Source organism: Beduini massiliensis, from assembly GCF_000829905.1.
GTDB classification, from domain to species: Bacteria; Bacillota_I; Bacilli_A; order Erysipelotrichales; family Coprobacillaceae; genus Beduini; species Beduini massiliensis.
In genome coordinates this window covers 285,379-306,849 of the sequence record NZ_CDPP01000003.1, presented here as the reverse complement: position 1 = coordinate 306,849, position 21,471 = coordinate 285,379, and the positions used below count along the sequence as shown (strand labels likewise).

The 21,471-nt window shown below is 36.4% G+C and carries 22 protein-coding genes and 7 tRNA genes; 10 read left to right on the top strand and 19 right to left on the bottom strand.

Annotated features, from left to right (window positions below; genetic code table 11):
• Positions 1–479: 479 nt before the first annotated feature.
• Positions 480–1,826, top strand: a complete 1,347-nt coding sequence (locus BN1225_RS03200; RefSeq protein ID WP_242857685.1) for an MATE family efflux transporter — start codon at positions 480–482, stop codon at positions 1,824–1,826.
• Between the two features lie 146 nt (positions 1,827–1,972).
• On the opposite strand, the gene BN1225_RS03195 is transcribed toward BN1225_RS03200, so the two are convergent.
• From BN1225_RS03195 to BN1225_RS03165, 7 genes are all read right to left on the bottom strand, one after another.
• Positions 1,973–2,323 (bottom strand): hypothetical protein, encoded by a 351-nt coding sequence (locus tag BN1225_RS03195; RefSeq protein ID WP_041138358.1) that lies wholly within the window; start codon positions 2,321–2,323, stop codon positions 1,973–1,975.
• A 3-nt stretch (positions 2,324–2,326) separates the two neighbouring features.
• Positions 2,327–2,911 carry a hypothetical protein gene (locus BN1225_RS03190; RefSeq protein ID WP_041138357.1) on the bottom strand — a complete coding sequence of 195 codons (585 nt, stop codon included), beginning with the start codon at positions 2,909–2,911 and terminating at the stop codon, positions 2,327–2,329.
• Between the two features lie 27 nt (positions 2,912–2,938).
• Positions 2,939–3,607, bottom strand: coding sequence for a hypothetical protein (locus BN1225_RS03185; protein WP_041138356.1), 669 nt, complete (start codon positions 3,605–3,607; stop codon positions 2,939–2,941).
• Between the two features lie 164 nt (positions 3,608–3,771).
• Positions 3,772–4,032, bottom strand: a complete 261-nt coding sequence (locus BN1225_RS03180; RefSeq protein WP_041138355.1) for a hypothetical protein — start codon at positions 4,030–4,032, stop codon at positions 3,772–3,774.
• A 316-nt stretch (positions 4,033–4,348) separates the two neighbouring features.
• The gene (locus BN1225_RS03175) at positions 4,349–5,944 is read right to left on the bottom strand and encodes a sensor domain-containing diguanylate cyclase (protein WP_041138354.1); all 1,596 of its coding nucleotides are present in this window, start codon (positions 5,942–5,944) and stop codon (positions 4,349–4,351) included.
• 295 nt (positions 5,945–6,239) lie between these two features.
• On the bottom strand, positions 6,240–6,575 hold the full coding sequence (locus tag BN1225_RS03170) for a hypothetical protein (protein ID WP_041138353.1): 336 nt from the start codon (positions 6,573–6,575) through the stop codon (positions 6,240–6,242).
• Positions 6,576–6,617: 42 nt separating this feature from the next.
• The gene (locus BN1225_RS03165; RefSeq protein ID WP_041138352.1) at positions 6,618–7,361 is read right to left on the bottom strand and encodes an HAD family hydrolase; all 744 of its coding nucleotides are present in this window, start codon (positions 7,359–7,361) and stop codon (positions 6,618–6,620) included.
• A 72-nt stretch (positions 7,362–7,433) separates the two neighbouring features.
• On the opposite strand from BN1225_RS03165, the gene BN1225_RS03160 reads away from it, so the two are divergent.
• Positions 7,434–8,240, top strand: coding sequence for a metallophosphoesterase family protein (locus BN1225_RS03160; protein ID WP_041138351.1), 807 nt, complete (start codon positions 7,434–7,436; stop codon positions 8,238–8,240).
• On the opposite strand, the gene BN1225_RS03155 is transcribed toward BN1225_RS03160, so the two are convergent.
• Complete coding sequence (locus BN1225_RS03155; RefSeq protein WP_187117527.1) at positions 8,241–9,029, bottom strand: phosphotransferase; 789 nt, start codon at positions 9,027–9,029, stop codon at positions 8,241–8,243. It lies immediately after the preceding gene.
• Positions 8,993–9,187, bottom strand: a complete 195-nt coding sequence (locus BN1225_RS14705; RefSeq protein ID WP_041138349.1) for a hypothetical protein — start codon at positions 9,185–9,187, stop codon at positions 8,993–8,995. Before BN1225_RS14705 ends, BN1225_RS03155 begins: the two co-directional genes overlap by 37 nt.
• An 84-nt stretch (positions 9,188–9,271) precedes the next feature.
• On the opposite strand from BN1225_RS14705, the gene BN1225_RS03145 reads away from it, so the two are divergent.
• The 8 genes from BN1225_RS03145 (at position 9,272) to BN1225_RS03110 (ending at position 10,937) form a co-directional block, all read left to right on the top strand.
• A complete protein-coding gene (locus tag BN1225_RS03145) occupies positions 9,272–10,168 on the top strand; it encodes a DUF1848 domain-containing protein (RefSeq protein WP_041138348.1) in 897 nt (298 codons plus the stop codon).
• Between the two features lie 158 nt (positions 10,169–10,326).
• Positions 10,327–10,402, top strand: a tRNA-Val gene (locus BN1225_RS03140).
• Between the two features lie 7 nt (positions 10,403–10,409).
• Positions 10,410–10,485: transfer RNA gene (locus BN1225_RS03135), tRNA-Thr, on the top strand.
• A gap of 8 nt (positions 10,486–10,493) precedes the next feature.
• Positions 10,494–10,577, top strand: a tRNA-Tyr gene (locus tag BN1225_RS03130).
• Between the two features lie 9 nt (positions 10,578–10,586).
• Positions 10,587–10,662 (top strand) — tRNA-Gln (locus BN1225_RS03125).
• A gap of 10 nt (positions 10,663–10,672) precedes the next feature.
• Positions 10,673–10,748, top strand: a tRNA-Lys gene (locus BN1225_RS03120).
• 18 nt (positions 10,749–10,766) lie between these two features.
• A tRNA-Leu gene (locus tag BN1225_RS03115) sits at positions 10,767–10,855 on the top strand.
• Between the two features lie 8 nt (positions 10,856–10,863).
• Positions 10,864–10,937: transfer RNA gene (locus BN1225_RS03110), tRNA-Gly, on the top strand.
• A gap of 73 nt (positions 10,938–11,010) precedes the next feature.
• On the opposite strand, the gene BN1225_RS03105 is transcribed toward BN1225_RS03110, so the two are convergent.
• From BN1225_RS03105 to BN1225_RS03060, 10 genes are read right to left on the bottom strand one after another with little or no spacing between them, the layout of a single operon-like run.
• Positions 11,011–12,285 carry an EAL domain-containing protein gene (locus tag BN1225_RS03105; protein WP_052466284.1) on the bottom strand — a complete coding sequence of 425 codons (1,275 nt, stop codon included), beginning with the start codon at positions 12,283–12,285 and terminating at the stop codon, positions 11,011–11,013.
• 58 nt (positions 12,286–12,343) lie between these two features.
• Entirely contained in the window at positions 12,344–13,813 is a 1,470-nt protein-coding gene (locus tag BN1225_RS03100; protein ID WP_041138346.1) for a methyltransferase, read from the bottom strand.
• Between the two features lie 53 nt (positions 13,814–13,866).
• A complete protein-coding gene (locus tag BN1225_RS03095; RefSeq protein WP_041138345.1) occupies positions 13,867–14,721 on the bottom strand; it encodes a hypothetical protein in 855 nt (284 codons plus the stop codon).
• Positions 14,722–14,728: 7 nt separating this feature from the next.
• On the bottom strand, positions 14,729–15,442 hold the full coding sequence (locus BN1225_RS03090; protein ID WP_041138344.1) for a sporulation protein YunB: 714 nt from the start codon (positions 15,440–15,442) through the stop codon (positions 14,729–14,731).
• 48 nt (positions 15,443–15,490) lie between these two features.
• Positions 15,491–16,924, bottom strand: coding sequence for a lipopolysaccharide biosynthesis protein (locus BN1225_RS03085; RefSeq protein ID WP_187117526.1), 1,434 nt, complete (start codon positions 16,922–16,924; stop codon positions 15,491–15,493).
• Positions 16,925–16,979: 55 nt separating this feature from the next.
• Positions 16,980–17,516: a 5-formyltetrahydrofolate cyclo-ligase gene (locus tag BN1225_RS03080; RefSeq protein WP_052466280.1), complete on the bottom strand. Its 537-nt coding sequence runs from the start codon at positions 17,514–17,516 to the stop codon at positions 16,980–16,982.
• Complete coding sequence (gene sufB / locus BN1225_RS03075) at positions 17,509–18,912, bottom strand: Fe-S cluster assembly protein SufB (protein WP_041138342.1); 1,404 nt, start codon at positions 18,910–18,912, stop codon at positions 17,509–17,511. Before sufB ends, BN1225_RS03080 begins: the two co-directional genes overlap by 8 nt.
• A gap of 2 nt (positions 18,913–18,914) precedes the next feature.
• Complete coding sequence (gene sufU, locus BN1225_RS03070; protein ID WP_041138341.1) at positions 18,915–19,352, bottom strand: Fe-S cluster assembly sulfur transfer protein SufU; 438 nt, start codon at positions 19,350–19,352, stop codon at positions 18,915–18,917.
• Complete coding sequence (locus BN1225_RS03065) at positions 19,336–20,565, bottom strand: aminotransferase class V-fold PLP-dependent enzyme (RefSeq protein WP_041138340.1); 1,230 nt, start codon at positions 20,563–20,565, stop codon at positions 19,336–19,338. The genes sufU and BN1225_RS03065 overlap by 17 nt, the downstream gene beginning before the upstream one ends.
• A complete protein-coding gene (locus BN1225_RS03060) occupies positions 20,566–21,462 on the bottom strand; it encodes a SufB/SufD family protein (protein WP_041138339.1) in 897 nt (298 codons plus the stop codon).
• Positions 21,463–21,471 lie beyond the last annotated feature (9 nt).

Here is a 21,471-nt window from a genome sequence, read left to right as displayed (position 1 = left end):
GTATGTCATCGTCAAGGACTATGTTACAAAGGATAACTTTTCATTGTCTTTTTTATTGACTTACTGTGCATTTAATATATTCATTGATATTTTTCAATGCGACAAATTGCTCATTTGTTATCCCCTACTCTCCTTCTTTAAACAAATATAGAGGCAGATTTTAATTTCTTCAAGTTTCTTTTTCCGCATTCTCCTTTTCATAGAGAGAAAAATATAAAATCCCTCTATAGAAGGCGCTGTCAATCCATTCTTATTAGATAAAAAATAGTGTTTAATACACCGCTGCCTATAAACCTTTACAACATTATTCTTTCTATTTATTTTATCTTGAAATTATTTATTGAGATGGTAAAATAATATCATACAGCGGTGACCCATACCGGCTGTATCTCGCTTTGCATAAAACATAAGAAACTATCGAAGTGAACTTAAAAAGGAACCCCGGGTTCCTTTTTTCTGTGTGAAAGAGAGGTATGAAAATGAAAGAAAACAAAATGGGAACAATGGAAATCAAAAAGCTGATTATGACAATGTCTATCCCGATCATGATTTCCATGTTGGTACAGGCTTTATACAATATTGTGGACAGTATGTTTGTTGCTAAAGTGTCCCAAAATGCATTAGCTGCTGTCTCCTTATGCTATCCGATCCAAATGATTATTGTTGCTGTAGCCTGTGGAACAGCTGTAGGCCTGAATGCTTTACTGTCACGTTACTTAGGACAAAAAAAGCAGCAGGAAGCTAATCAGGTTGCCTTGCATGGGATTGTTCTAGCCCTTTTTAATTGGTTAATTTTTTCCATTATCGGTATTTTCTTTTCCGATGTATTTTTGCGTTTGTTTACGCAAGATCAGGAAATTCTGAAAATGGGAATATCCTATATGAGAATCTGTACACTCTTTTCGTTTGGAGTATTTATGCAGATTACTTATGAACGCATCATGCAGGCAACAGGCAACCCCATTTACAACATGATCATTCAAGGTCTTGGTGCACTGGTGAATATTGCTCTTGACCCAATCTTTATTTTTGGATTGTTCGGCTTCCCTAAACTAGGAGTCACCGGAGCGGCGATTGCCACTGTGATCGGTCAAATTGCGGCAATGCTTCTTGGTATTTTCATTACACGATTAAAAATAAAAGAAGTTCAAATTCATTTTAGTCAATTCAAATTTCAATGGCAGATGATTAAAGACTTCTACCGTATTGCAATTCCGGCAATTCTTATGCAGTCGATTATGAGTTTTATGACTATCTTCATGAATATGATTCTTGTCACTTTCTCCGAAGTAGCGGTATCTGTATTCAGTATTTATTTCAAACTCCAGCAATTTGTATTTATGGCAGTCAATGGTATGATCAACGCCTTAATCCCCATTGTCTCTTATAACTATGGTGCAAAGAAAAAAGAACGTATAACCGCTACGATTTCATTTACTTTGAAAATCAGCTGTATCATTATGATTGCAGGAATGCTTTTATTCCAGTTTTTCCCAAAAGAACTATTGTATCTGTTTAATGCTGAAGAAGAAATGTTAAGCATTGGTGTTCCAGCACTGCGCACGATTAGTTATTCATTTGTATTTGCCGGTATTTCGATGATCTTATGCTCCATTTTTCAGGCTTTAGATCATGGGATGAAATCATTAATCATCACTTTGCTGCGTCAAATGATTTTATTGCTGCCAAGTGCCTATATTTTAGCGATGACTTTTGGTCTTAATATCAGTTGGTGGGCATTTCCAATAACCGAGATCATCTGCAGCTGCATCAGTCTGCTTTTCTTGAAAATAGTAAAAACAACAACGATTGAACAATTAGAATAGGAGTAACAGAGGTTCTGTATAATAAATCTAATTTCCATCGTTTCATATCTATTGATGATTTTCTATTTGAAAATCATCTTTTTATATTATGTGCAATAAAAAAAGTCTGATGATTAGAAAACTTCTTCTCACCAGACTAACAATCCTTAACGATAGATAAAATCATCCATTTCCCCGTTATCAAAATAAAGCAGCTGTTCTTGTTTTTCTTGATCTCGAACAGGCAGAAAGACAGTTAATTTTACTGCACGATGTCCACATTCTTTGCAGCGATAAACATGCATGCCACACGCATACATCCCTGTAGGAATCTCTGCTTTTTTATTCACTTTTACTAAATTAGCTTTATAATAATCTGCATCATCATGGGAATGATAATGCCCTACAGTCATAGTCGGCAATGCATATAATTGCTTATGTACAACCTCCATAACCGCTTGGCATTGACTGCACCAATCATCATGAAAGACAGCTCTCATTTTCTTAAAAAGGCTCATGGACTACCCCTTAGCTTTAGCGCTGTTTAAAATTTCAACCATCATATCCGCTTTAGAAATACCAGTCAGAATATAATTGCTATCCATACGCCAACGTTTATTCGAAGTAAAGGTATTCACTCTTATTTTTATATCGTCAACAGTAAACAAAAAGCTTACACGGCTGCTTCCTTCCATAAAGCCGGCTCCCCCTCTGCCATCATCTACCCAAGTTTTTTGAATACGCTTAGCGGAGAAAATATAAGGCTGAAACATATTCCAGCGGAATAAAACAGCAATCTTTCCATGCTCGATATCTACAGCTACCAAGCAATTCCCTCCATTGAAAGTTTGATTACGGACAAACCCCTGAGCATCCAACGATTTTTCAAACGCCTCTTTCTTTTTGTCATAGAAAAAGTTCCCGCCAAATGACCACCAAGCTACTGCCAGCACAATCGGCACAAACAACAAGACTACTGCAAGACTCCCTGTAGTATCCATTGCCGCCGCCACAGCACCACACGCTATGACGATCAAAACCGGAATAAATATATAAGCCAATACGTATCCAATATTTACTTTTTTCATTTTTTTATCTTCTTCCATCAATATATTCCCCCTTCATACTCTTAGTTAATCCCACTCTGATACAGTTTCTTTCTTTTTAAATCTAAAGAAATATGGAAAAATTCCAATTTTAGCTCCCAATGCATGACATAACGGAAAACAAATCAAGACAGTTACCACTTGAACTATATCCCGATATGGCTCCTGATAAGATTCCATGCTCATCGTACCGCCGTTTCCACGCATATCAATATAAAAATCGGTACGTGTTAACGGTTCACTAAACTCAATTTGATTCAAAAACGTTTGATTTTGCGATAAATCTTCATACACCACTTTACCAACGGGTAATACGGAGAGCCCTAAATAAATATTCTCTCCCACTGTTTGAACTGAATCCATATTAATCGCTGCCGCCACTTTTTCCCCAGAGGGAAGGGTTAAACTATATAAATAATAGGATTTATAATAACCGGCTCCTCTATTGCGATATTCAATCCCCGGCGACACTACGGTAAAAGTAGGATGTGACAGCACGTCTTCTACACTATATGCCTGATAGATGCTGTCATCTGCCACTCCCCCAATATCCCCGGCAGCCACTGTATGTCTCTCTACATAACTATCATAGGTATGCTCCGTCACTACATCCGCAGCTTTTCCCGTTCCCCAAGCCGCAAAAAAAGCGACACATAAGCATAGCCAGACATCTGCACGCAAACGATAACGTCTCATTCTATCCTCCCCATTCATCTGTTTTGATCGAACAGCTACCCCTCACTCTTATAATTTAAGAATTAATCTAGCTATTTTATCGTTTCCATTTCTAATATCGTACCATAATCTGCTTTTACTGTCTACTTGCTGTTTGAGTATTATTATTGATTTAAAGCCAAATTTTAGCGCTGATTTTCATCTGTTTGCTTCTTTTTATATGAAATTAAATATTGTTTGATCTCTTCGCCTTCATGCAGTTCACAACGATTTCCGATTATATAGGCAGCCGCATCTCTCCATTCTTTAAGTGAGTAATTTTGACTGTCATAACCATAAATCAATCTTTGAATTTCAATAAGAAATATCGGACGATGTAAATCAGAAATATATTCGCAGCCCAAGTCATTGACGATTTGTTCTATTAAATGTTTTGAAGTTCTCATAAGTTTTCCCCTTGTTGTGTGGATGGTTTCATTTTGTCATAAATAAAGGTCGTATAGTACACTTTATGAACGAGCATATTTTAATTCTTTTTAACTTGTTTTTTATAAAAATCCAGGATATTCACCTATATAAATAGCATTTGACTTTACTTCTCAATTATGTTTATATAATGTTATATAAACACACATTTAAGCATTCAAATAGTGTACAACTTGATTTTCTTTTTATTCGCAATGATTATTTATCTATTTAAAAATATAAACCCAAATACATAAAAACACTTCACCTAAAATGAAGTGTTTTGTTTATTTGTTTTTACTTTTCCATCATTTCCGGAGTATAGATCTGATATTGGTTACGCCCGCTTTCCTTTGCCTGATATAATGCCAAATCACTTTGACGCATCAGTTGATCAATGGAAAGATGAGGATCATCAGTTTGGGCAATTCCTACACTGGCAGTCGGCAGATTAGTTTTTTCGGCTTGCAGAAATTTATTATCAATCTCATTTAAAAGGTCTTCTACACGTTGTGATAATTGCCTTAGATCACATTTGCCAAGAATCATGATAAGAAATTCATCTCCGCCCAAACGGGTCAAAAACGCTTCTGGGAAACAAATTTTCAACAGCTCTGCTGTCGCAATCAATACTTCATCTCCGGTCTGATGTCCAAAACTGTCATTGATGCCTTTAAAATGATCAAGATCCAAATAAATTAAACTTACAGGCTGATTATTTCGATACTGATTAACATATTCATAAAAGTAACGGCGGTTGTAAAGTCCTGTAAGAAAGTCCGTATTGGAATTATATAAAATCTGCTCTTCCAATGCCCTTTCTGCTGTCACATCACGATAAATGTAAATTCTGCCGACTAGATTATAGAAAATATCATAAATGGGTTCTTCACGAATTTCAAGCAGGCTTTCTTTTCCATCATTACAGATGGTCACTTCCTTGGTTTTTCCATCTTCTGACAAAACCGAATCAACTAATGTTTTAGTTCGCCATTCCTGATAATTGTGGTTAATAATTTCATCACGTTTTACTTTAAAATAATCCTCAAATCTTTCATTTGCGTTAATGATCAGTCCTTCACTGTCAACCACTAAAATGGAAAAAGGCATACTGCGAAGAATAATCTCCATTTCTGTTCCCATATTCTCTAAATCTGTCACATCATGAGCAACTCCAACCGTTCCGATCGGTTCCCCATCATCTCCAAAAATAGGGGATTTATACGTTTTAAATTGACGCAGCCCATGTTTACTTTTCACTTTTTCGTCAAACAAACAGGTTTTACGTTCTCTAAGAACGATTTCCTCCGTCTCTAAACAGACATACTCTCCTTTTTCATATTCTTCTTTCTTCAAATCCCAAATATAATAGTGTCCTCTTCCCTCAACCTCTTTCTTGGTTTTGCCCACAGCTTGACAAAATGCATCGTTGACCTTTAAGTGAGCCCCACGGATATCTTTATACCAAACCAAATCCGGTATACTATTGATCCCAGATTCTAAATAGTTTTCCGTCAGCCAGAGATCTTTTTGACTCTTTATGAAAGCAAGCAGGCGTTCAAAATAAAAAGCGGTTAAAACTTCATTGAACGGGCTTTCCCACACATCATCAAAATACTGGCAGATAGCATCTAAATCAGATTCATGTTCTTCCCTTTTAAGACAATACACCAAACGACCTTCTTTTTTGCAAGCTGCTCGCAACTCAGAGGGTAAATAACATAACGGTAAGTCAATAATCGCAATATCGCTCTCTCCTAATTTTTTTAAAGATATACTTGAGAATGTTTCAAATTCATGCTCAAAACGCTCCTTTGCAGGTACTTTCTTTAACACTTCTTCCAACAAAAAAGAATGGCTGAATATATGAATCTTTAATTTACAATGATACATCGTTAACTCCCTCCCGCTTGCTTAAAAAGCAAATCAATAAACCCTGTATATATTAAAATAAATGCTTTGTCATCTTTATTATGAATAAAAAATATGATGATGCTGATTTGTATTTGAACTCATGATCATATGTATTAAATTTCATGTATGGATTGTTAGTTTTGAGAAGTCTAACTTTTCTATAAGTAAATCATCGCATAGTTTAATGACAAATACAACTATGAAATACAGATTTCGACTCCGTTTTTATATTATGAAAACAAAAAGGCTTGATTTTCATCAAGCACAGTTTACATCATTCATCTTTTATTATTTTAGGGTATGCCAGACTTAAAAGATGTCCGCTCAAAGCACTTGCCATATATATAAAACACAATGGCAGATGGACAATCAGATAATTCGTTCTGGAAAACAATAGCATCAACATTGGCAAGGTGATGACCGCAATCAAAAAAGAATATCCATATTTTAACTGATAATGCTTTGAAAAATAGAAACTGATACAGACAATCACTGCAGGCAGTATCAGCCAAAGTACAGATTTTGGCTGACCAAAACGATCACACAGCAATAACGGTAAAAGATAAATAACCATAATATTAGTAAAAAGATAAGTCATGCTTTTTTTCATCTTATCCCTCCTGCCTCTTTCTTACTTTACTATAGCACGGTCTTACTTTTTATACAAGGACTCCAAACAGTTTAAAAATTCACCATAATGATTTATCTTATAATCCGCAATGGCATCAATTTTTTCTCGATCTAAATCGGCATATCGGTCATACACATTGATTACCTCCATCCCGGCATTCTTTGCCGCTAAAACCCCTAAATAAGAATCTTCAAATACCAGGCATTCTTTTTCACTCACTTGAAAATGTTTTTGAATTCTCTGATAAATCTCCGGATGAGGCTTTTTATGAATCAGATTCTCTTTTGAAAGGATAACATCAAAGGTCTCGGACAATATGGCTTTTGAGCGAATATTATGATTTAGATGTTCATAAATATCTAACTGAAGTCGTGTCGTGACCGTTACCAAAGCTAATATTTTCCCCTGCTTTTTTAATTCTTTTAGTACCTGTTCAGCCTGTACTTTATAATCGACTTGTTCCCTTAAATAGTTTTCAGAGATTTCCCATCTTAGTGCTAAGATTTCTTTCTCATCCCTACTAAAATGGTATTTCTGCTTTAAATAACCACAATAGGCAAGATAAATATCCTCTTTTTGGTGCTGTTGTAAAAAGTGGTCACGTTCTTGCTGAATTATATCCAACGCTATTTTTTGCTTTCCTAAAGTTTCAATCAGCTTTTGGTCGGTGATGTTCCAAACACCGATAGAATCAATCAATGTTCCGTCCATATCAAAAATAAATATTTTCTTCTCTTTTAAAGCTAAACTATCTAACGATCTCATAAACTCTCCTTGTTTCTTTATACTATAATCGTATTTAATATGTTAAAATAATAATGAAATGGGGGCATATAAATGAAAAAAATAGCTGTCATCTCTGACATTCATGGCAACTTAGAAGCCATTCAAACCGTATTGACCGATATTAAAAAACGCGGTATCAGCGATATCTATTGTTTAGGTGATCTTGTCACAAAAGGCAGTCACCCCAATGAATGCATTGATCTGATAAAGGCACATTGTCAGGTGGTCCTGCGTGGAAATACAGACCGTTTCATTAGCGATGATCACGACGAATCTACTTTAAATGACTTAGCAAAAAAGCGAATAGAATGGAATCGTCATTTACTCACACAAGAAAATCTTCTTTACCTAAAATCTTTGCCTTTTTCTTATGAGTTTTATATGAGCGGTCAATTAGTCCGTCTCTTTCACGCTTCTCCTTTAAAAGATGACTTAGCGATCTCCCACTTAGACCCCCTGTCAGTAAAAAGAACGCAATTTGAAGCCAGTCCTCATACTTTATCGCAAAATACTGCCGATATCGTATTGTTTGGGCACACCCATTATCAAATCATGGAAAAGCTATACTGCCGTACTCTTATTAACGTTGGAAGTGTCGGCAACTCGCTTGACCTTATACGTGATCCTGTCCTTGATGGAAAAACGGAAGAAACAGTTCATGCCCATTATTTGATATTAGAGGGCGATTTAATGCCTTCCGATGGAGCCATTAGCTTCCAATTTGTCAGTCTGCCTTATGCTGTCCATAAAGAATTGAATGATTTGGAAATGAACTTGGAACCTGAAGAATACCGCTTAGAACTAGAAAAAGGGCTTTATCGGGACATGTCTCGTTTAGCCGGCAAAATCAAACATTGATCATTGGGTCAATGTTTTTAAATGCATCAATAGTGTGTTCTCTAATATCTCATAGCGACGAAGATTATTCCATGTTTTTTCTGCTTCCAATTTGCCGATGCTTCTTTCTTCTTGCTCGTCACTTTGCAGGCGAGTCAGATTGTAAGCAAGCCATTCCAACTTATTTTTAAAATTATAATGATAAATATGTTCCCAATCAATTATAGGCAATCGATGAATTTCATAGTAAGCCTTCACAACCTGATCGAATAATTCTACTTTAAAAGTGTCTTCATAACCAGCAAAGCATAAAGCCGTCTCCAACAGTTCAAGATAAGGGGAAGACATTTGCAGACATTCCAAATCGATAATTTTAAAATCCCATTTATGCCAAAGTACATTTTTTGGATCTAAATCATTGTGACAAATGGTCTTTAAAGGCGGCAGTTCTGAAGATTTTTCATAGTCTTGCTGCCACTTACCAAGTTTAGCTAAAGCTTGCTGATCCTGAATATACAACGGCCAATCTATCGACAATTCTGCTTTCGAAAATGGTTCATGAATTGTTTTTAATGAGTGTATATGAGCTAATGTTTGTCCGATTAAAGAACAATGCTTTTTTGTAATGGCATTAAACGGTAGAGAACTGCCATTAAAATAAGGAAAGATATAAAAATAAAAACCATTCAGGCATTGACGCTTTTGTTGATAAAACGTAAGAGCACTTACAATTGGAAGATGGTTTGCTTCTAATATTCCCTCCAACTGTTCTGCTATGTCAAAATTAGTCTTTGCTTCTGTTCTTTCCATGATTTGTGGATTAAGAATTTGATTACCCATTTTGACTGTTTGGCTGTAACTAAATAGTTTTTATGCATAAAACCGCCATACAATCGCTCTGGTTCTTTAGTCAGAGGTCCTAATTCATATTCTTTTGTTATGGTGTTAATCAAGTTTAAATCGTCCATAGTCCCTCCTCAAGACAAAATACTGGTCTTTTTTTATTTAGTATAGTATAACTACATTATACATGATAAAAGGGGGAATAAGCTATGATTTTAAGTGTCAGTGAACGTACGGATATCTGTGCCTTTTATGCAGATTGGTTTTACAAACGAATAGAAGAAGGCTATGTTCAGGTACGTAATCCTTTTTACAAAGAACAAGTCAGCACGATCCTGCTTGATAGAGATCATATTGATGCTATCATTTTCTGCACAAAAAATCCCATTCCAATGATGGATCGACTGTACCTTTTAAAAGATTTTGCCTATCAGTTTCAAGTGACGATCACACCTTATCTAAAAGATATTGAACCCCACGTACCGGCTAAGGGAACGATTATTCAAGCAGTCAAAAAACTCTCGAATCAAATAGGGAAAGAACGTGTTGTCATTCGTTATGATCCGATCTTGCTCAATCCGATTTATACGATTGAACATCACATTAAAATGTTTGAGAAACTATGCACCATGCTGGAAGGATATACAGAAAAGTTTATTATCAGTTTTATTGACTTAAAAAAGAACACCTTAAAAAACAGTTATGATTTAAACTTAGAAGAGATCACTGATGAAAAAGCGTGGCAGATTGCCAAAGCTTTTGTCACGATTACCCAAAAGCATCAGATGCAGATCTTAACCTGTGCAGAGAAATATGATTTTAGTGATCTTGGCTTTTTAAATGAAGGCTGTACGAGCAATGAAAGTTTGTATCAACTGACGCATGTTTTAAAAAAGTATCCACTCAACACCAAACGTCCGCTGTGTAATTGTTTACAAACCGTTGATATTTCTGCCTATAATACCTGTCTTCATTTCTGTAAATATTGCTATGCAAATTATGATGAAGCACAAGTCCTTCACCATTATGCTCGTCATGATCCTGATTCTTCCTTATTGATCGGACATCTTCATGAAAATGATATAATTAAAATCAGAAAAAAATAAACGTATATTTTCGTTTTAATACGACCAAACTATACAATGATCAGAGTAAACCTACCAAATTCGCCAAAGATCCGACATGTTTCTTTTTTAAAGAAAATTGTAAAAAAGGCATTGACGTATAAAAAAAGCTATGGTATTATAAATGGGCACTAGAAATTGGAGGTTTAGCTCAGTTGGGAGAGCATCTGCCTTACAAGCAGAGGGTCAGCGGTTCGAGCCCGTTAACCTCCACCATTTTTTTGCCGACTTAGCTCAATTGGTAGAGCAACTGACTTGTAATCAGTAGGTTGAGGGTTCAAGTCCTTTAGTCGGCACCATATTTCTTGGGGAGGTAGCGAAGTGGCCAAACGCGGCTGACTGTAACTCAGTTCCTTTAGGTTCGATGGTTCGAATCCGTCCCTCCCCACCATTTTTTTATTGGGCCATAGCCAAGCGGTAAGGCAACAGACTTTGACTCTGTCATTCCCCTGGTTCGAATCCAGGTGGCCCAGCCAATATAAATTTGACCCGCTAGCTCAGTCGGTAGAGCATCTGACTTTTAATCAGAGGGTCAGGCGTTCGAGTCGCCTGCGGGTCACCATTTCATATAAAAAAGAACGCCCAGGTGGCGAAATTGGTAGACGCACAGGACTTAAAATCCTGCGGACCTTAAAATCCGTGCCGGTTCGACTCCGGCCCTGGGCACCATATGAGATGCGGGTGTAGTTCAATGGTAGAACTTCAGCCTTCCAAGCTGACTACGTGGGTTCGATTCCCATCACCCGCTCCAAATTTAATAATACCTTTAAATAAAGATATCCTGCCAGATATCTTTTTTTGTTGTTTAAATAAAAAATCCTTGATTAAAGGATTTCTTGCTCATATTGCCGGTCCAAAAGCTGTTGGAACGCTTTTAAAGGCATGGGCTTATAGTAATAAAACCCTTGAATATAATCACAGGCAATCGATTTTAGAAAATCGACATACTCCTGAGTCTCCACTCCCTCAGCCAGCACTTTCATGCCCATTTCCTGAATCATGCTCACAAGATGCTTAATCATCTGTTTTCTTTTATCATTCAGTGGTTCTTTAAAAAAGAGACGATCCAGTTTAATGATATCTAAAGCAGAATTAATCAGCACCGCAAACGAAGAATTCCCTCTGCCGAAATCATCGATGGAACAGCAAAATCCCTCCTCTTTAAAACCTTGAATAATATCAAAGACACGGCTGCCTTGATCAAATTTTATATCTTCCATAAACTCAAATTCTATATATGAATGAGGAACCCCAATCTCTTTTGTAATACTTAAATAATCGCTTACAAATGCATGGTCACCAAAGTTATTCGCACAAATATTAAAACTCATCGGCACACGTACCTGTTTTTGATCCAATCCCTCTTTAAGATAGGTACATACACTTCTAAACGTTTTTAAATCAATTAAATAGATTTCTCCAAAGGTATTGAGATACGGAATGTACTCACCTGTTGGAATAATATTGCCGGTTTCATCTTTCCACCTTAAAAGCACTTCACCGCCTATGATTTTACCCGTTGCAATATCAATCTTCGGTTGTATATAATAAGTAAACTGATCATGGATTCTGGCAAAAGTAATACTACGCATTTGTTCCATTTTCTTTATATAACGATCATATTTTTCTTTCGTATAAACTTCAAAACAAAAAGAGCGTTTAGCTAATTCCGGACAGTTCGTTCTCATCATCGATGCCTTGTTGACCAATAAATCATAGGGCCCATTTACTTCGCTTGGCAATAGAATTCCAAATGACGTATAAAAATTATGTAATAACAGTGGATGAGGGATCTCAAATAACAGATCGACTAAATCCATCAAAAAAGTATCCAGCACTTTATCATCCAATTCTTTTTTTGGATCTTCTTTACATAATATAAAAAAATGATAAGTTTCACGATAAGTTCTTTGCAGATATCCTCGATTCTTTAAAAATTGTTCTAAAGTTTTCGTTATTTCTTCTAAAACTTCATTTCCTGTCTCTAAACCATGAGCGGCAACAAAATAGTCCCAGTTTTTAATATTCATTTCTACAAAAGCATAGCGTGATGCTTTTTGTTCACTCATCGTTTCATAGACTGCTTTCACGTCATTCATATCCCTATCCCCTATCTCTTATCCCCATTATAGCAAGATTAAATCGACAAAAAAAGCACTACTTCACCTGAATGATGAAGAGTGCGCTTCGGCCTCTGCGTATTGTCATTTTCTTTTCATCGATCAGTTCAATCTGATCTTTATAAAAACGCATGGCTTTCTTAAAAATTTCTGTATCACTCGTATGCACAAAAATAAATCCTTCGGGAACGGTCAGCTCGATTGCTTTTTTCATAAACTGCATATAGAGTGTTTCAATGCTTTTGCGATCTTTATTGGCAGATTGGATCGGCAAGTTTGCCATCACCTCATCAAACTGATGAGCATGGGTAAAACGATTCAGGTCTCTTTGTACGAAATGAATGTTAACGCCTGCAAGTTCACTGTTTTCTTTTGCCATCTTAATAGCCTCATTAAAGACATCGATTCCCATCAAAAACTTACAAGGTTCAATATGATCACGTTCAATCAGCAGCGTTCCGCTGCCACAGCAAAGATCAATGACTTTCGCCTTAGGCGTTACAAAAGGCAAAATCAAATCAGCAATACTTGCCGCTACATAAGGCTGCATAGAAGTAGCCAAGGCATGCTTACGATATTCAAAGCGTGGATCATGATACGTATAAAGCTTTAAAAAGACTTGACAGAACCCTTTCGGGGTTTCTCTTAATCTTAATTCAATATCATAGTCTGAGGCATTATTAATTAGTTTTCCCTCTGACAGCGTTTGAATCCTGAGTCCTAAGCGTTTGATTTCATCATTTTTAAACGTATCTTTCTTTAAAGAAGATGTTTCGATTCTAAAGGAATAAAGCCCATCTCCTTTATGCATCTGATTTAATTGTTCCACCAATCCCGAATTGATGACCTGTTTAGCAATTGCATCAATATCAAAGCTAATTTCCTTAAAACCTTTCAGCACCAATAATAATTCATTATAATCACGGATCTTTTCAAGATCACGAACAGAATCTGCCAACAGCAGAATGCCCATCGATGTCATTTTTTTATTCTTTGTTTCTAATTTATCAAATACTAGTTCGCGATTTGTATTCAGTGTGGTTAAGATCACTTTCGTCTTTTTAGATAAGTCAATGAACTGCGGGTGTTTAACACTTCCATAGTAATGAAAAATTTCCATTAAACGTCCTTTCATTTCTTCTTTATGACGCCAGTTCGGATCTTCCAATGTTGTATTTAAACTTTGGTAAAATTCCTCTAACTGCAACAAATGATCTTTTAGTGAAAAAGTTTTAATCGCTTCGATCATCTCATTTTTTACGATCCAGTTTTCTTCCTTTAAAAACAGCTCAATAAATTCCTGTTCATGATCTTCAAGCCCGCAGCAGCGTACGATTACCGCCGCATTTTTTCTTATTTTATTATCGTCATTCTTTAATAGATTGAAAATAAAATCCGTTTCCAATTCAATTGGATTTTCTTTTACGGCATCTTTTAGTAAAGTGACCATCGCTCTAGTATCCTGATGATTTTTGATTGCCTCAATCAATGTTTGTATATTCTTCATGACATCCCTACTTTCTTTGTAATCATAGCATAAATTAGGGATGTTGTTAAGCATTAAAGCCATTCTAACGGTCTTAATTGAGTAGGTTCAGCAATGAATGTATAAAAATCTTTCAGTCTTTTTTCATTGATTTCAATATGCTGGTAATATTTAACAAATGCCTTTTCATCAATTTGATCTTGAACATATAATAGGATATCACTAAAGAAATCTTCCGGATACAACATAGCACTATACATATAAATCAAATCCGCCGGCTGGAATGAAATCGTATATTCCTTGATCTGATCGATCGTTAGATAAGAACGTCCGTACATTCTGACTAAGAAATTGAGATAATGATCGGTTTTGTAGCAAAAAGGATTCAGCCAGTCTAAATAGGTATCGAGCTGTCTGGCATGCAGCGATAAAGACTTTTGATAGGTCATGGTTTTACTAAAACTATCCTGTAAATATGCCAATGCACTTTCTGCCATCCCTAAATAGTAGATTGTCAGTGCATAAAGATATTCAAACTGATGTGATTGCCCCATAATTGCCGGCAGAACACGGTTTTCAACAACATCCATCTCTTTGATCCACTTGTTGATAATCTCTTCATAACGACCTGTTTCAATAGGAAATAAGCTTTGTTCGATCAATTCTGTCAAATACACTTCTTTCTCCTTGGAACAAAGTAAAATTCTATTAGAAGAGATATAATGCTGATAACGATTTTGAACTAAATAAAGATGATGTGTCCCTCCGGTACTCAAAAAACTCTGCTCATACAATTGATACTGTTTGATGAAAGCCGCTTCTTCTAATTTACACTCCAAACAAAAGTAATGCATATTCTCATATTCAAAATAATTTCCATTGATATATTCGACATAGATTCCATAAAAATCATAGATTAAATTTTTCATAGTCCTCCTAATTCAAAATATTATTTTGGTATTGTCCCTGATTCTGATTGGGATTTTGATAAACACTGTAATACCCCGGAACCAATCCATTCACTAATTTTACTACCAAAGGATATTGATAAGTAAAAATACAAGGCTCACTGAAAAATGGCGAGACCACATTTTGCTGAACACTGATTTCAATAACGATTTTTACAACAACATGGTTGATTCCATAATTTTTGACATCTGTTTTTACTTCTGATTTTACATTAGAGATCATTTCATATTTTAGCGGAACTTTGACATTGAGATAAGAAAGAATCGGTACATCCATTAAGCTTGCCACCGGAATATAGGAAACGATTCCCTTATTCTCGCTTACTTCTTTGATGATCCTACTGTATGTATCCTCTCCATCATCCTCATAAGTCCCTCGCATAATATAATTCAAATCTGTTTCAATATGATAAACCAGCTCATTGGCAATTTCATTGACTCCCGCCAGGTTAAAATCAACACTGCTGATATCTCCGGTTTCATTACGTCCGACAATGATCAAACTTTCCTCATCGACATCCTTATAGCTTAAAGTGGCATGATTAACAACGACATTAACAAATTTTTCAACTTCCATTTTTCCGTAATCTTTTGCTTTAGGAATCATTTGCAAGTATTGTCCATAGAAATAATAACCAAATAAACTGATAATAATAACAACAATCAGTAATTTTATTTTCATATGACCTCCCTTTAAAGTATATGATGTCAAATAAAAAACTAATACACATTATCGATGTATTAGTTTTCTTAATATTTGTTTAATTAATTTCTGATTGATAAACCATGCCACAATGACAGATAACAGCATATTTAAAAGCATGACATAAAGATTGTCGACATAATACAAACATACCTGTAAGATCGTCATAATCGCCACAAAAATAATCAGACGATAATTATATTTAATTCTGTAGTAATGTTTATTGATATCATACGCACGATAGAGTGTCAGTACCAAAAATGATACAAACGTAGAAATAACGGCGGCATGCAGACCCAGCCAAGTAATCAAAGCAAAATGCACCACCAGATTGACAGCTGCGGCAATAAATGAAGTTACTCCCGCTTTTTTCGATTCCTTGCATACGACATAAACACTGCCATAAAACGCAGCAATGCAAGAGAGATAGGTGGATACAATCAGTAACGGCATGTAATTGATTGCTTCAAAATAAGAAGCACCTCTTACCAAGACTTTAAACACAAACGGTGAAAAAGCAATCAAAAGCAGCACCCCGCCGGATAATAATTTAAACAACTGGGCAAACATCCGTGAATAATACTTTTCTTGTCCGCTTTTATTGGCATTCCTTGAAGCCGACTCTGTCCAAGCTAAGTTAAACGCCTGATAAAACATATTAAACATATTCGGGATTTTATAGGCAGTCGCATAAATACCCTGTGCCGCCTGACCTAATATCGCCACGATAATGACTTTGTCAGAAAAATTAATCACAAACCAAGAAATAGCATTGGGAATCAACGGTAAAGAATAACGAAGCAGTTTTCCAAGATATTCCTGATCAAAATAACGCAAACGGATATAACGATGCAGTTTTTCATGCCAGATCAGATACGCCAAAGCAACAATATCCGGCACCAGTAAAGATAGCATATAACCATCTACACCGGCTTTTAATACCATCATCGTGATCACCATCATGATAAAATTCACAACAACCGAAATAATACTATTTAATGCATATTGGGCATTCTTTCCTAAACCACGGACCACATTCCTAAAAAATAAAATCAGGGTCTCAATCCCCACGTAAACGGAAAGCACGATTCTTAACATTGGGGTATTCAATCCATTAATCGGAATGAAATACATCACTACCATCGATATCAATGACAAAAGCAAAACCAGAAAATAGCCTGTAGAAATATAACGCTTTTTCTGTTCTTCATTTTTAGCGTCAATCAGATAGCGGAAAACCCCATTTTCCAATTGTAAAGTTAATACCGGAACGACTAATCCTAAAATGATTGTCGTTACATAATCTACCCCACCAAACTCCTCAACATTTAAGTATGAGCTGTAAATTGGGATCGTAAGAACAGTGAAAATTTTTGGCAACACCATCCCAATTGCAAGTATGAGGGTATTTTTTATTAATTGTTTATCTTTTCCCATAAATTTTCCTTTCTTCTCATTCATTATAAAGAAAGTTGCCCGATTAAGCAAGAAAAAGCGGAGGAATCCCTCTCCCCGCTCACTCATAAATTCTTTTTTCAGTAATGATATAATCTAATGGCTGGTCATGTATTTCACCAGCAAATTCCTGTTTTTGAAAATCAAAAGCAATGCCAATCGTTTGAGGATGATATTTTTCGATATAGCGGTCATAATAACCTTTGCCATAACCAATCCGTTCTTTTTTTTCATTAAAAGCGACCAAAGGAACAATCAAGGTGGAAATTTTTTCCGCTAAATGATTGCTTTGAGGTTCCATGACCCCAAAAGTCCCTAAAACCAACTGGTCTAAATGATCGATATAATAAAAGTGCATCCCATCCGGTTCCACTTTAGGCAAAGCAACACGACTGCCCGATGCCAATAAATAATGAATTAGATGGAGAGTATCCACTTCCTGACGGATTGGCATGTATATTCCCAATGGTTGTTCCATATTAAAAAAGGAAGAAGTCAGCAATGACTCTATAATTTTCAAAGAGTATGACTGATATTCTTCCTCATGAACTTCCAAGCGCTGTTTGATCATCGCTTGACGAATTATCTTTTTATCCAACGCTGCCTTCCATATCCAATTTAATCAACTGGTTAAGTTCAACTGCGTATTCCATTGGCAATTCACGGCTGAACGGTTCAATGAAGCCCATCACAATCATTTCCGTTGCCTGAGCTTTGGTCAATCCTCGGCTCATCAAATAAAATAACTGATCTTCCGATACTTTCGATACGGTTGCCTCATGCTCAATAATCGAATCATTATTCATCATGGCATTGATTGGCACAGTATCACTTGTTGAAAGGGCATCTAAGATCAAAGTATCACATTCCACTTTACTTTTCGCATCATATGCATTCTTGCCATGATGAACCAAACCACGATAATTCACTTTTCCGCCTGTTCTTGAAATCGATTTAGAAATAATCTGACTTGATGTATGCGGTGCAAGATGAATCATCTTTGATCCTGAATCCAAAATCTGGCAGTCTTCCGCTACGGCAATGGTAATACATGTTCCTTTAGCCCCTTCTTCGGCTAAAATACATGTCGGATATTTCATGGTCACCAAGGAACCAATGTTTCCATCCACCCATTCCATAGAGCCGTTTTTATATACTTTAGCACGTTGCGTCACTAAGTTATAAATGTTTTTTGACCAGTTTTGAATCGTTGTATAGCGGCACTTTGCCCCCTCTAAAACAACAATTTCCACAACTCCGGCATGCAGCGAATCTTTTGAATAAGACGGTGCTGTACACCCTTCTACATAATGAATATCCGATCCTTTATCAACAATAATCAGCGTTCTTTCAAACTGCGCCATTCTTTCAGAGTTAATTCTGAAATAAGACTGCAAGGGTTTTTCTAAAGTGACTCCTGGCGGAACATAAATAAATGAGCCTCCCGACCACACTGCCCCGTTCAATGCCGAAAACTTATTATCGTTATAAGGAATGACCGTATCAAAATACTTTTTAAAGATCTCCGGATATTCTCTTAATCCACTGTCGATATCTAAGAAAATAACCCCTTTTTCTCTTACTTCCTCCAACATATTATGATAAACGACTTCCGATTCATATTGTGCCGAAGCACCGGCTAGGAAATGTTGTTCAGCTTCCGGAATTCCCAATTTATTAAACGTATTCTTAATTGTTTCCGGAACTTCTTCCCATTTATCCGTTAAATTGTCACTTGGACGATTATAGTAGATGTATTCATCGAAATTCATCTTGCTTAAATCCACGCCCCAAGTTGGCATTGGCTTTTCTAAAAAGCATTTTAATGACTTTAAGCGGTATTCCAACATCCATTCAGGTTCATTTTTAATTTTAGATATTTCTCTCACTATCTCTTCATTCAACCCTTTGGGTGTTTTAAAAACCGAAACATCTTCATCTTTAAAATCATACTCTGCATTGTTTGTAGGAATATCAAGATCTTCTATTGCCATGCTTATTCCTCACTTTCTTCTATCAGTTTGACAAGCCCATTCCATCCTAATGTCGCACATTTGATACGGTTAGCTTGTTTATGTGTATTTTTGAAAGCAATCGCTTCCTCTAAAATTTCTTCATCGTAATCTTTTTCATAAATCATATTCATATACTGTTCAATGATGTAACGCGCATCTTTGATACTCTTACCCGCTAACAGTTCGCTCATAATAGAAGTAGAAGCAGTACAAATCGCACAGGCTTCTCCGTCAAAGCGAATATCTTCTATGATTCCATTTTCTATTTTTGCCTGAATATCGATATTATCGATACAGGTTTCACTATCCATATTGACTCTTTTATATCCTGCTTCTTGAGTTAATTCACGATTACGTGGATATTCGTAATGGTCCATGATAATTTCTCTAAGCAGCATTGGATCATCTAAAGAACGCATCTAAGAAGTCATCCCCTTTCTTACAGGCTTCTACTAATTGATCAATCTCTTCTTTCGTATTGTAGAAATAAAGAGAAACACGCAGCGTCTGACTTACTTTTAAATATTCATCTAAAATCTTCGCACAGTGCTGTCCGGAACGAACGGCAATCCCTTTACTATTGAGCAAAGATGCACCATCTTGAGAAAAGACGCCTTTAATATTAAAAGCAATCGGTCCTGCTCCTTCTTTATTATAAATTTCCAAATTATCCAACTGCGATAACTTTTCAATAGCATAATGACGCAGTTCCAATTCATAGTGATGAATATTCTGCATCCCGATTGCACTTAGATAATCGACTGCCGCACCCAAGCCAATCGCTCCTTCGATATTAGGAGTCCCTGCCTCAAATTTAGCCGGAGCATTCTTTAAGCTGACAACTCCACAGCTGTTAAAGCGGGCATTTGATCCCCCGCCGAAGCGAATCGGATTCGTTTCCTGCAGCAAGTCATATTTTCCATAAAGAACTCCGATGCCGGTTGGTCCGCACATTTTATGTCCGGAAAAAGCTAAGAAATCAACATCCAAATCCATCACATCGACCGGCATATGCGGAACACTTTGTGCCCCATCCACTACTACTTTAATGCCATTGGCGTGTGCTAATGCGGTAATTTCTTTAATCGGTGCCTCAAACCCTAAAACATTGGTAATCTGCGCAATCGAAATAATACGGGTCATGGGCGTCATTGCTTTTTTCACGTTCTCAAGCGTAATCTTCCCATCTTCGTTTAGTTCAATATATTTTACTTTAGCTCCGGTTGCTTTTTCAATCTCAAACCATGGTAAAAGGTTAGAGGCATGTTCCGCTACCGTCACTAGAATTTCTTCATCTTTTTTAATACGCGGATACACATAGCCAAACGCGACTAAGTTTAAAGATTCTGATGCTCCCGAAGTAAAGACAATCTCATTGTGATTGTCGGCATGGATAAACTCCGCAATCTTTTTTCTTGCCCCTTCAAATGCGACATCCACTTCATAACTAAGATCATAATCTCCGCGGTGACAGTTCCCTGAATAAGATGACAGATACTCACATACTGCATCAATCACTTTTTGTGGTTTTAATGCCGTAGCTCCACTGTCTAAATAAATCAGCGGTTTCCCCTGCATCGTTTTCCCATTGAGCATCGGAAAATCTTTTCTTATTTTATATACGTCCAACATCTAATCACCCATTCTTTTTTCAAGTGTTTCATTAAACGCCTGTTTTACTGTTTCATTATCAATAACATCTACTACCGGGATCAAATATCCATAGGTAATCAAACGCATTGCATCATTTTTAGTCATTCCTCTAGACTGCAAATAGAATAAATGTTCTTCATCCATACGCCCTACACCAGCCGCATGACTCGCTTTAACATCGTATTCATCGATATATAAATAGGGACTTGCTTTTGCTACGCACTCTTTATCAAACACCATAATTCTGCTCGTTTGATGGGTGGCAGACTGGCTGTACCCTTTTTCAATATGACCGATTCCATCAAAGAAAAGGTGTCCTTGATCTTTTACTACCCCATAATTATTCATTTCACCATAAGTCGCTTTTGCACTATGTAATAAAGAGACTTCATAAGTTTTTTTATACTGATGGCTTGAAAGAGCCGCCATCTTGATTTTTGCACTCGCTTCTTCCCCAATAAGATGATAAGCATATTTCCCTGTCACATCGCTTAGTGACAATTCAGCATAAGCACTCTCCACATGAGCGAAACGATCGATTTCTACCTCATCACTGACTTTAATGCTGCTGTCGCTTTCATCCAATGTTAAAAGTGCTAAATGTGCATTTTCTTTTACTTGAATCTGACGCTTTAAGTGATGTCCATGACCACCTGAGCGTGTTTCAATAAGCTCTACCGAAACTCCCGGATTTAAAATATAACGAACTTCAGCATCTTGCTTTTCGATTTCGATATTTATATTCACTGAGATTGGTTCACTTGAATCGAAAATAATCGCTGTCTGATCGATCTTAACGCCTGCCGGTAATGCCTGAGAATGAATGTTCTCGTCCTTGATTGAAATAGAATATTCCAATTTAACTTCCTGTTCCATACATTCTCC

Excerpts from the sequence above, each read along its gene's own strand:
- BN1225_RS03155 (WP_187117527.1), bottom strand. The coding sequence starts at position 9,029 with ATGGAAAGAACAGAAGCAAAGACTAATTTTGACATAGCAGAACAGTTG.
- BN1225_RS03195 (WP_041138358.1), bottom strand. The coding sequence starts at position 2,323 with ATGAGCCTTTTTAAGAAAATGAGAGCTGTCTTTCATGATGATTGGTGC.
- BN1225_RS03170 (WP_041138353.1), bottom strand. The coding sequence starts at position 6,575 with ATGAAAAAAAGCATGACTTATCTTTTTACTAATATTATGGTTATTTAT.
- BN1225_RS03100 (WP_041138346.1), bottom strand. The coding sequence starts at position 13,813 with ATGAAGAATATACAAACATTGATTGAGGCAATCAAAAATCATCAGGAT.
- BN1225_RS03105 (WP_052466284.1), bottom strand. The coding sequence starts at position 12,285 with ATGAATGACGTGAAAGCAGTCTATGAAACGATGAGTGAACAAAAAGCA.
- BN1225_RS03145 (WP_041138348.1), top strand. The coding sequence starts at position 9,272 with ATGATTTTAAGTGTCAGTGAACGTACGGATATCTGTGCCTTTTATGCA.
- sufU (WP_041138341.1), bottom strand. The coding sequence starts at position 19,352 with ATGCGTTCTTTAGATGATCCAATGCTGCTTAGAGAAATTATCATGGAC.
- BN1225_RS03090 (WP_041138344.1), bottom strand. The coding sequence starts at position 15,442 with ATGAAAATAAAATTACTGATTGTTGTTATTATTATCAGTTTATTTGGT.
- BN1225_RS03180 (WP_041138355.1), bottom strand. The coding sequence starts at position 4,032 with ATGAGAACTTCAAAACATTTAATAGAACAAATCGTCAATGACTTGGGC.
- BN1225_RS03060 (WP_041138339.1), bottom strand. The coding sequence starts at position 21,462 with ATGGAACAGGAAGTTAAATTGGAATATTCTATTTCAATCAAGGACGAG.
- BN1225_RS14705 (WP_041138349.1), bottom strand. The coding sequence starts at position 9,187 with ATGGACGATTTAAACTTGATTAACACCATAACAAAAGAATATGAATTA.
- BN1225_RS03065 (WP_041138340.1), bottom strand. The coding sequence starts at position 20,565 with ATGTTGGACGTATATAAAATAAGAAAAGATTTTCCGATGCTCAATGGG.
- BN1225_RS03165 (WP_041138352.1), bottom strand. The coding sequence starts at position 7,361 with ATGAGATCGTTAGATAGTTTAGCTTTAAAAGAGAAGAAAATATTTATT.
- sufB (WP_041138342.1), bottom strand. The coding sequence starts at position 18,912 with ATGGCAATAGAAGATCTTGATATTCCTACAAACAATGCAGAGTATGAT.
- BN1225_RS03175 (WP_041138354.1), bottom strand. The coding sequence starts at position 5,944 with ATGTATCATTGTAAATTAAAGATTCATATATTCAGCCATTCTTTTTTG.
- BN1225_RS03095 (WP_041138345.1), bottom strand. The coding sequence starts at position 14,721 with ATGAAAAATTTAATCTATGATTTTTATGGAATCTATGTCGAATATATC.
- BN1225_RS03185 (WP_041138356.1), bottom strand. The coding sequence starts at position 3,607 with ATGAGACGTTATCGTTTGCGTGCAGATGTCTGGCTATGCTTATGTGTC.
- BN1225_RS03160 (WP_041138351.1), top strand. The coding sequence starts at position 7,434 with ATGAAAAAAATAGCTGTCATCTCTGACATTCATGGCAACTTAGAAGCC.
- BN1225_RS03200 (WP_242857685.1), top strand. The coding sequence starts at position 480 with ATGAAAGAAAACAAAATGGGAACAATGGAAATCAAAAAGCTGATTATG.
- BN1225_RS03085 (WP_187117526.1), bottom strand. The coding sequence starts at position 16,924 with ATGAATGAGAAGAAAGGAAAATTTATGGGAAAAGATAAACAATTAATA.
- BN1225_RS03190 (WP_041138357.1), bottom strand. The coding sequence starts at position 2,911 with ATGGAAGAAGATAAAAAAATGAAAAAAGTAAATATTGGATACGTATTG.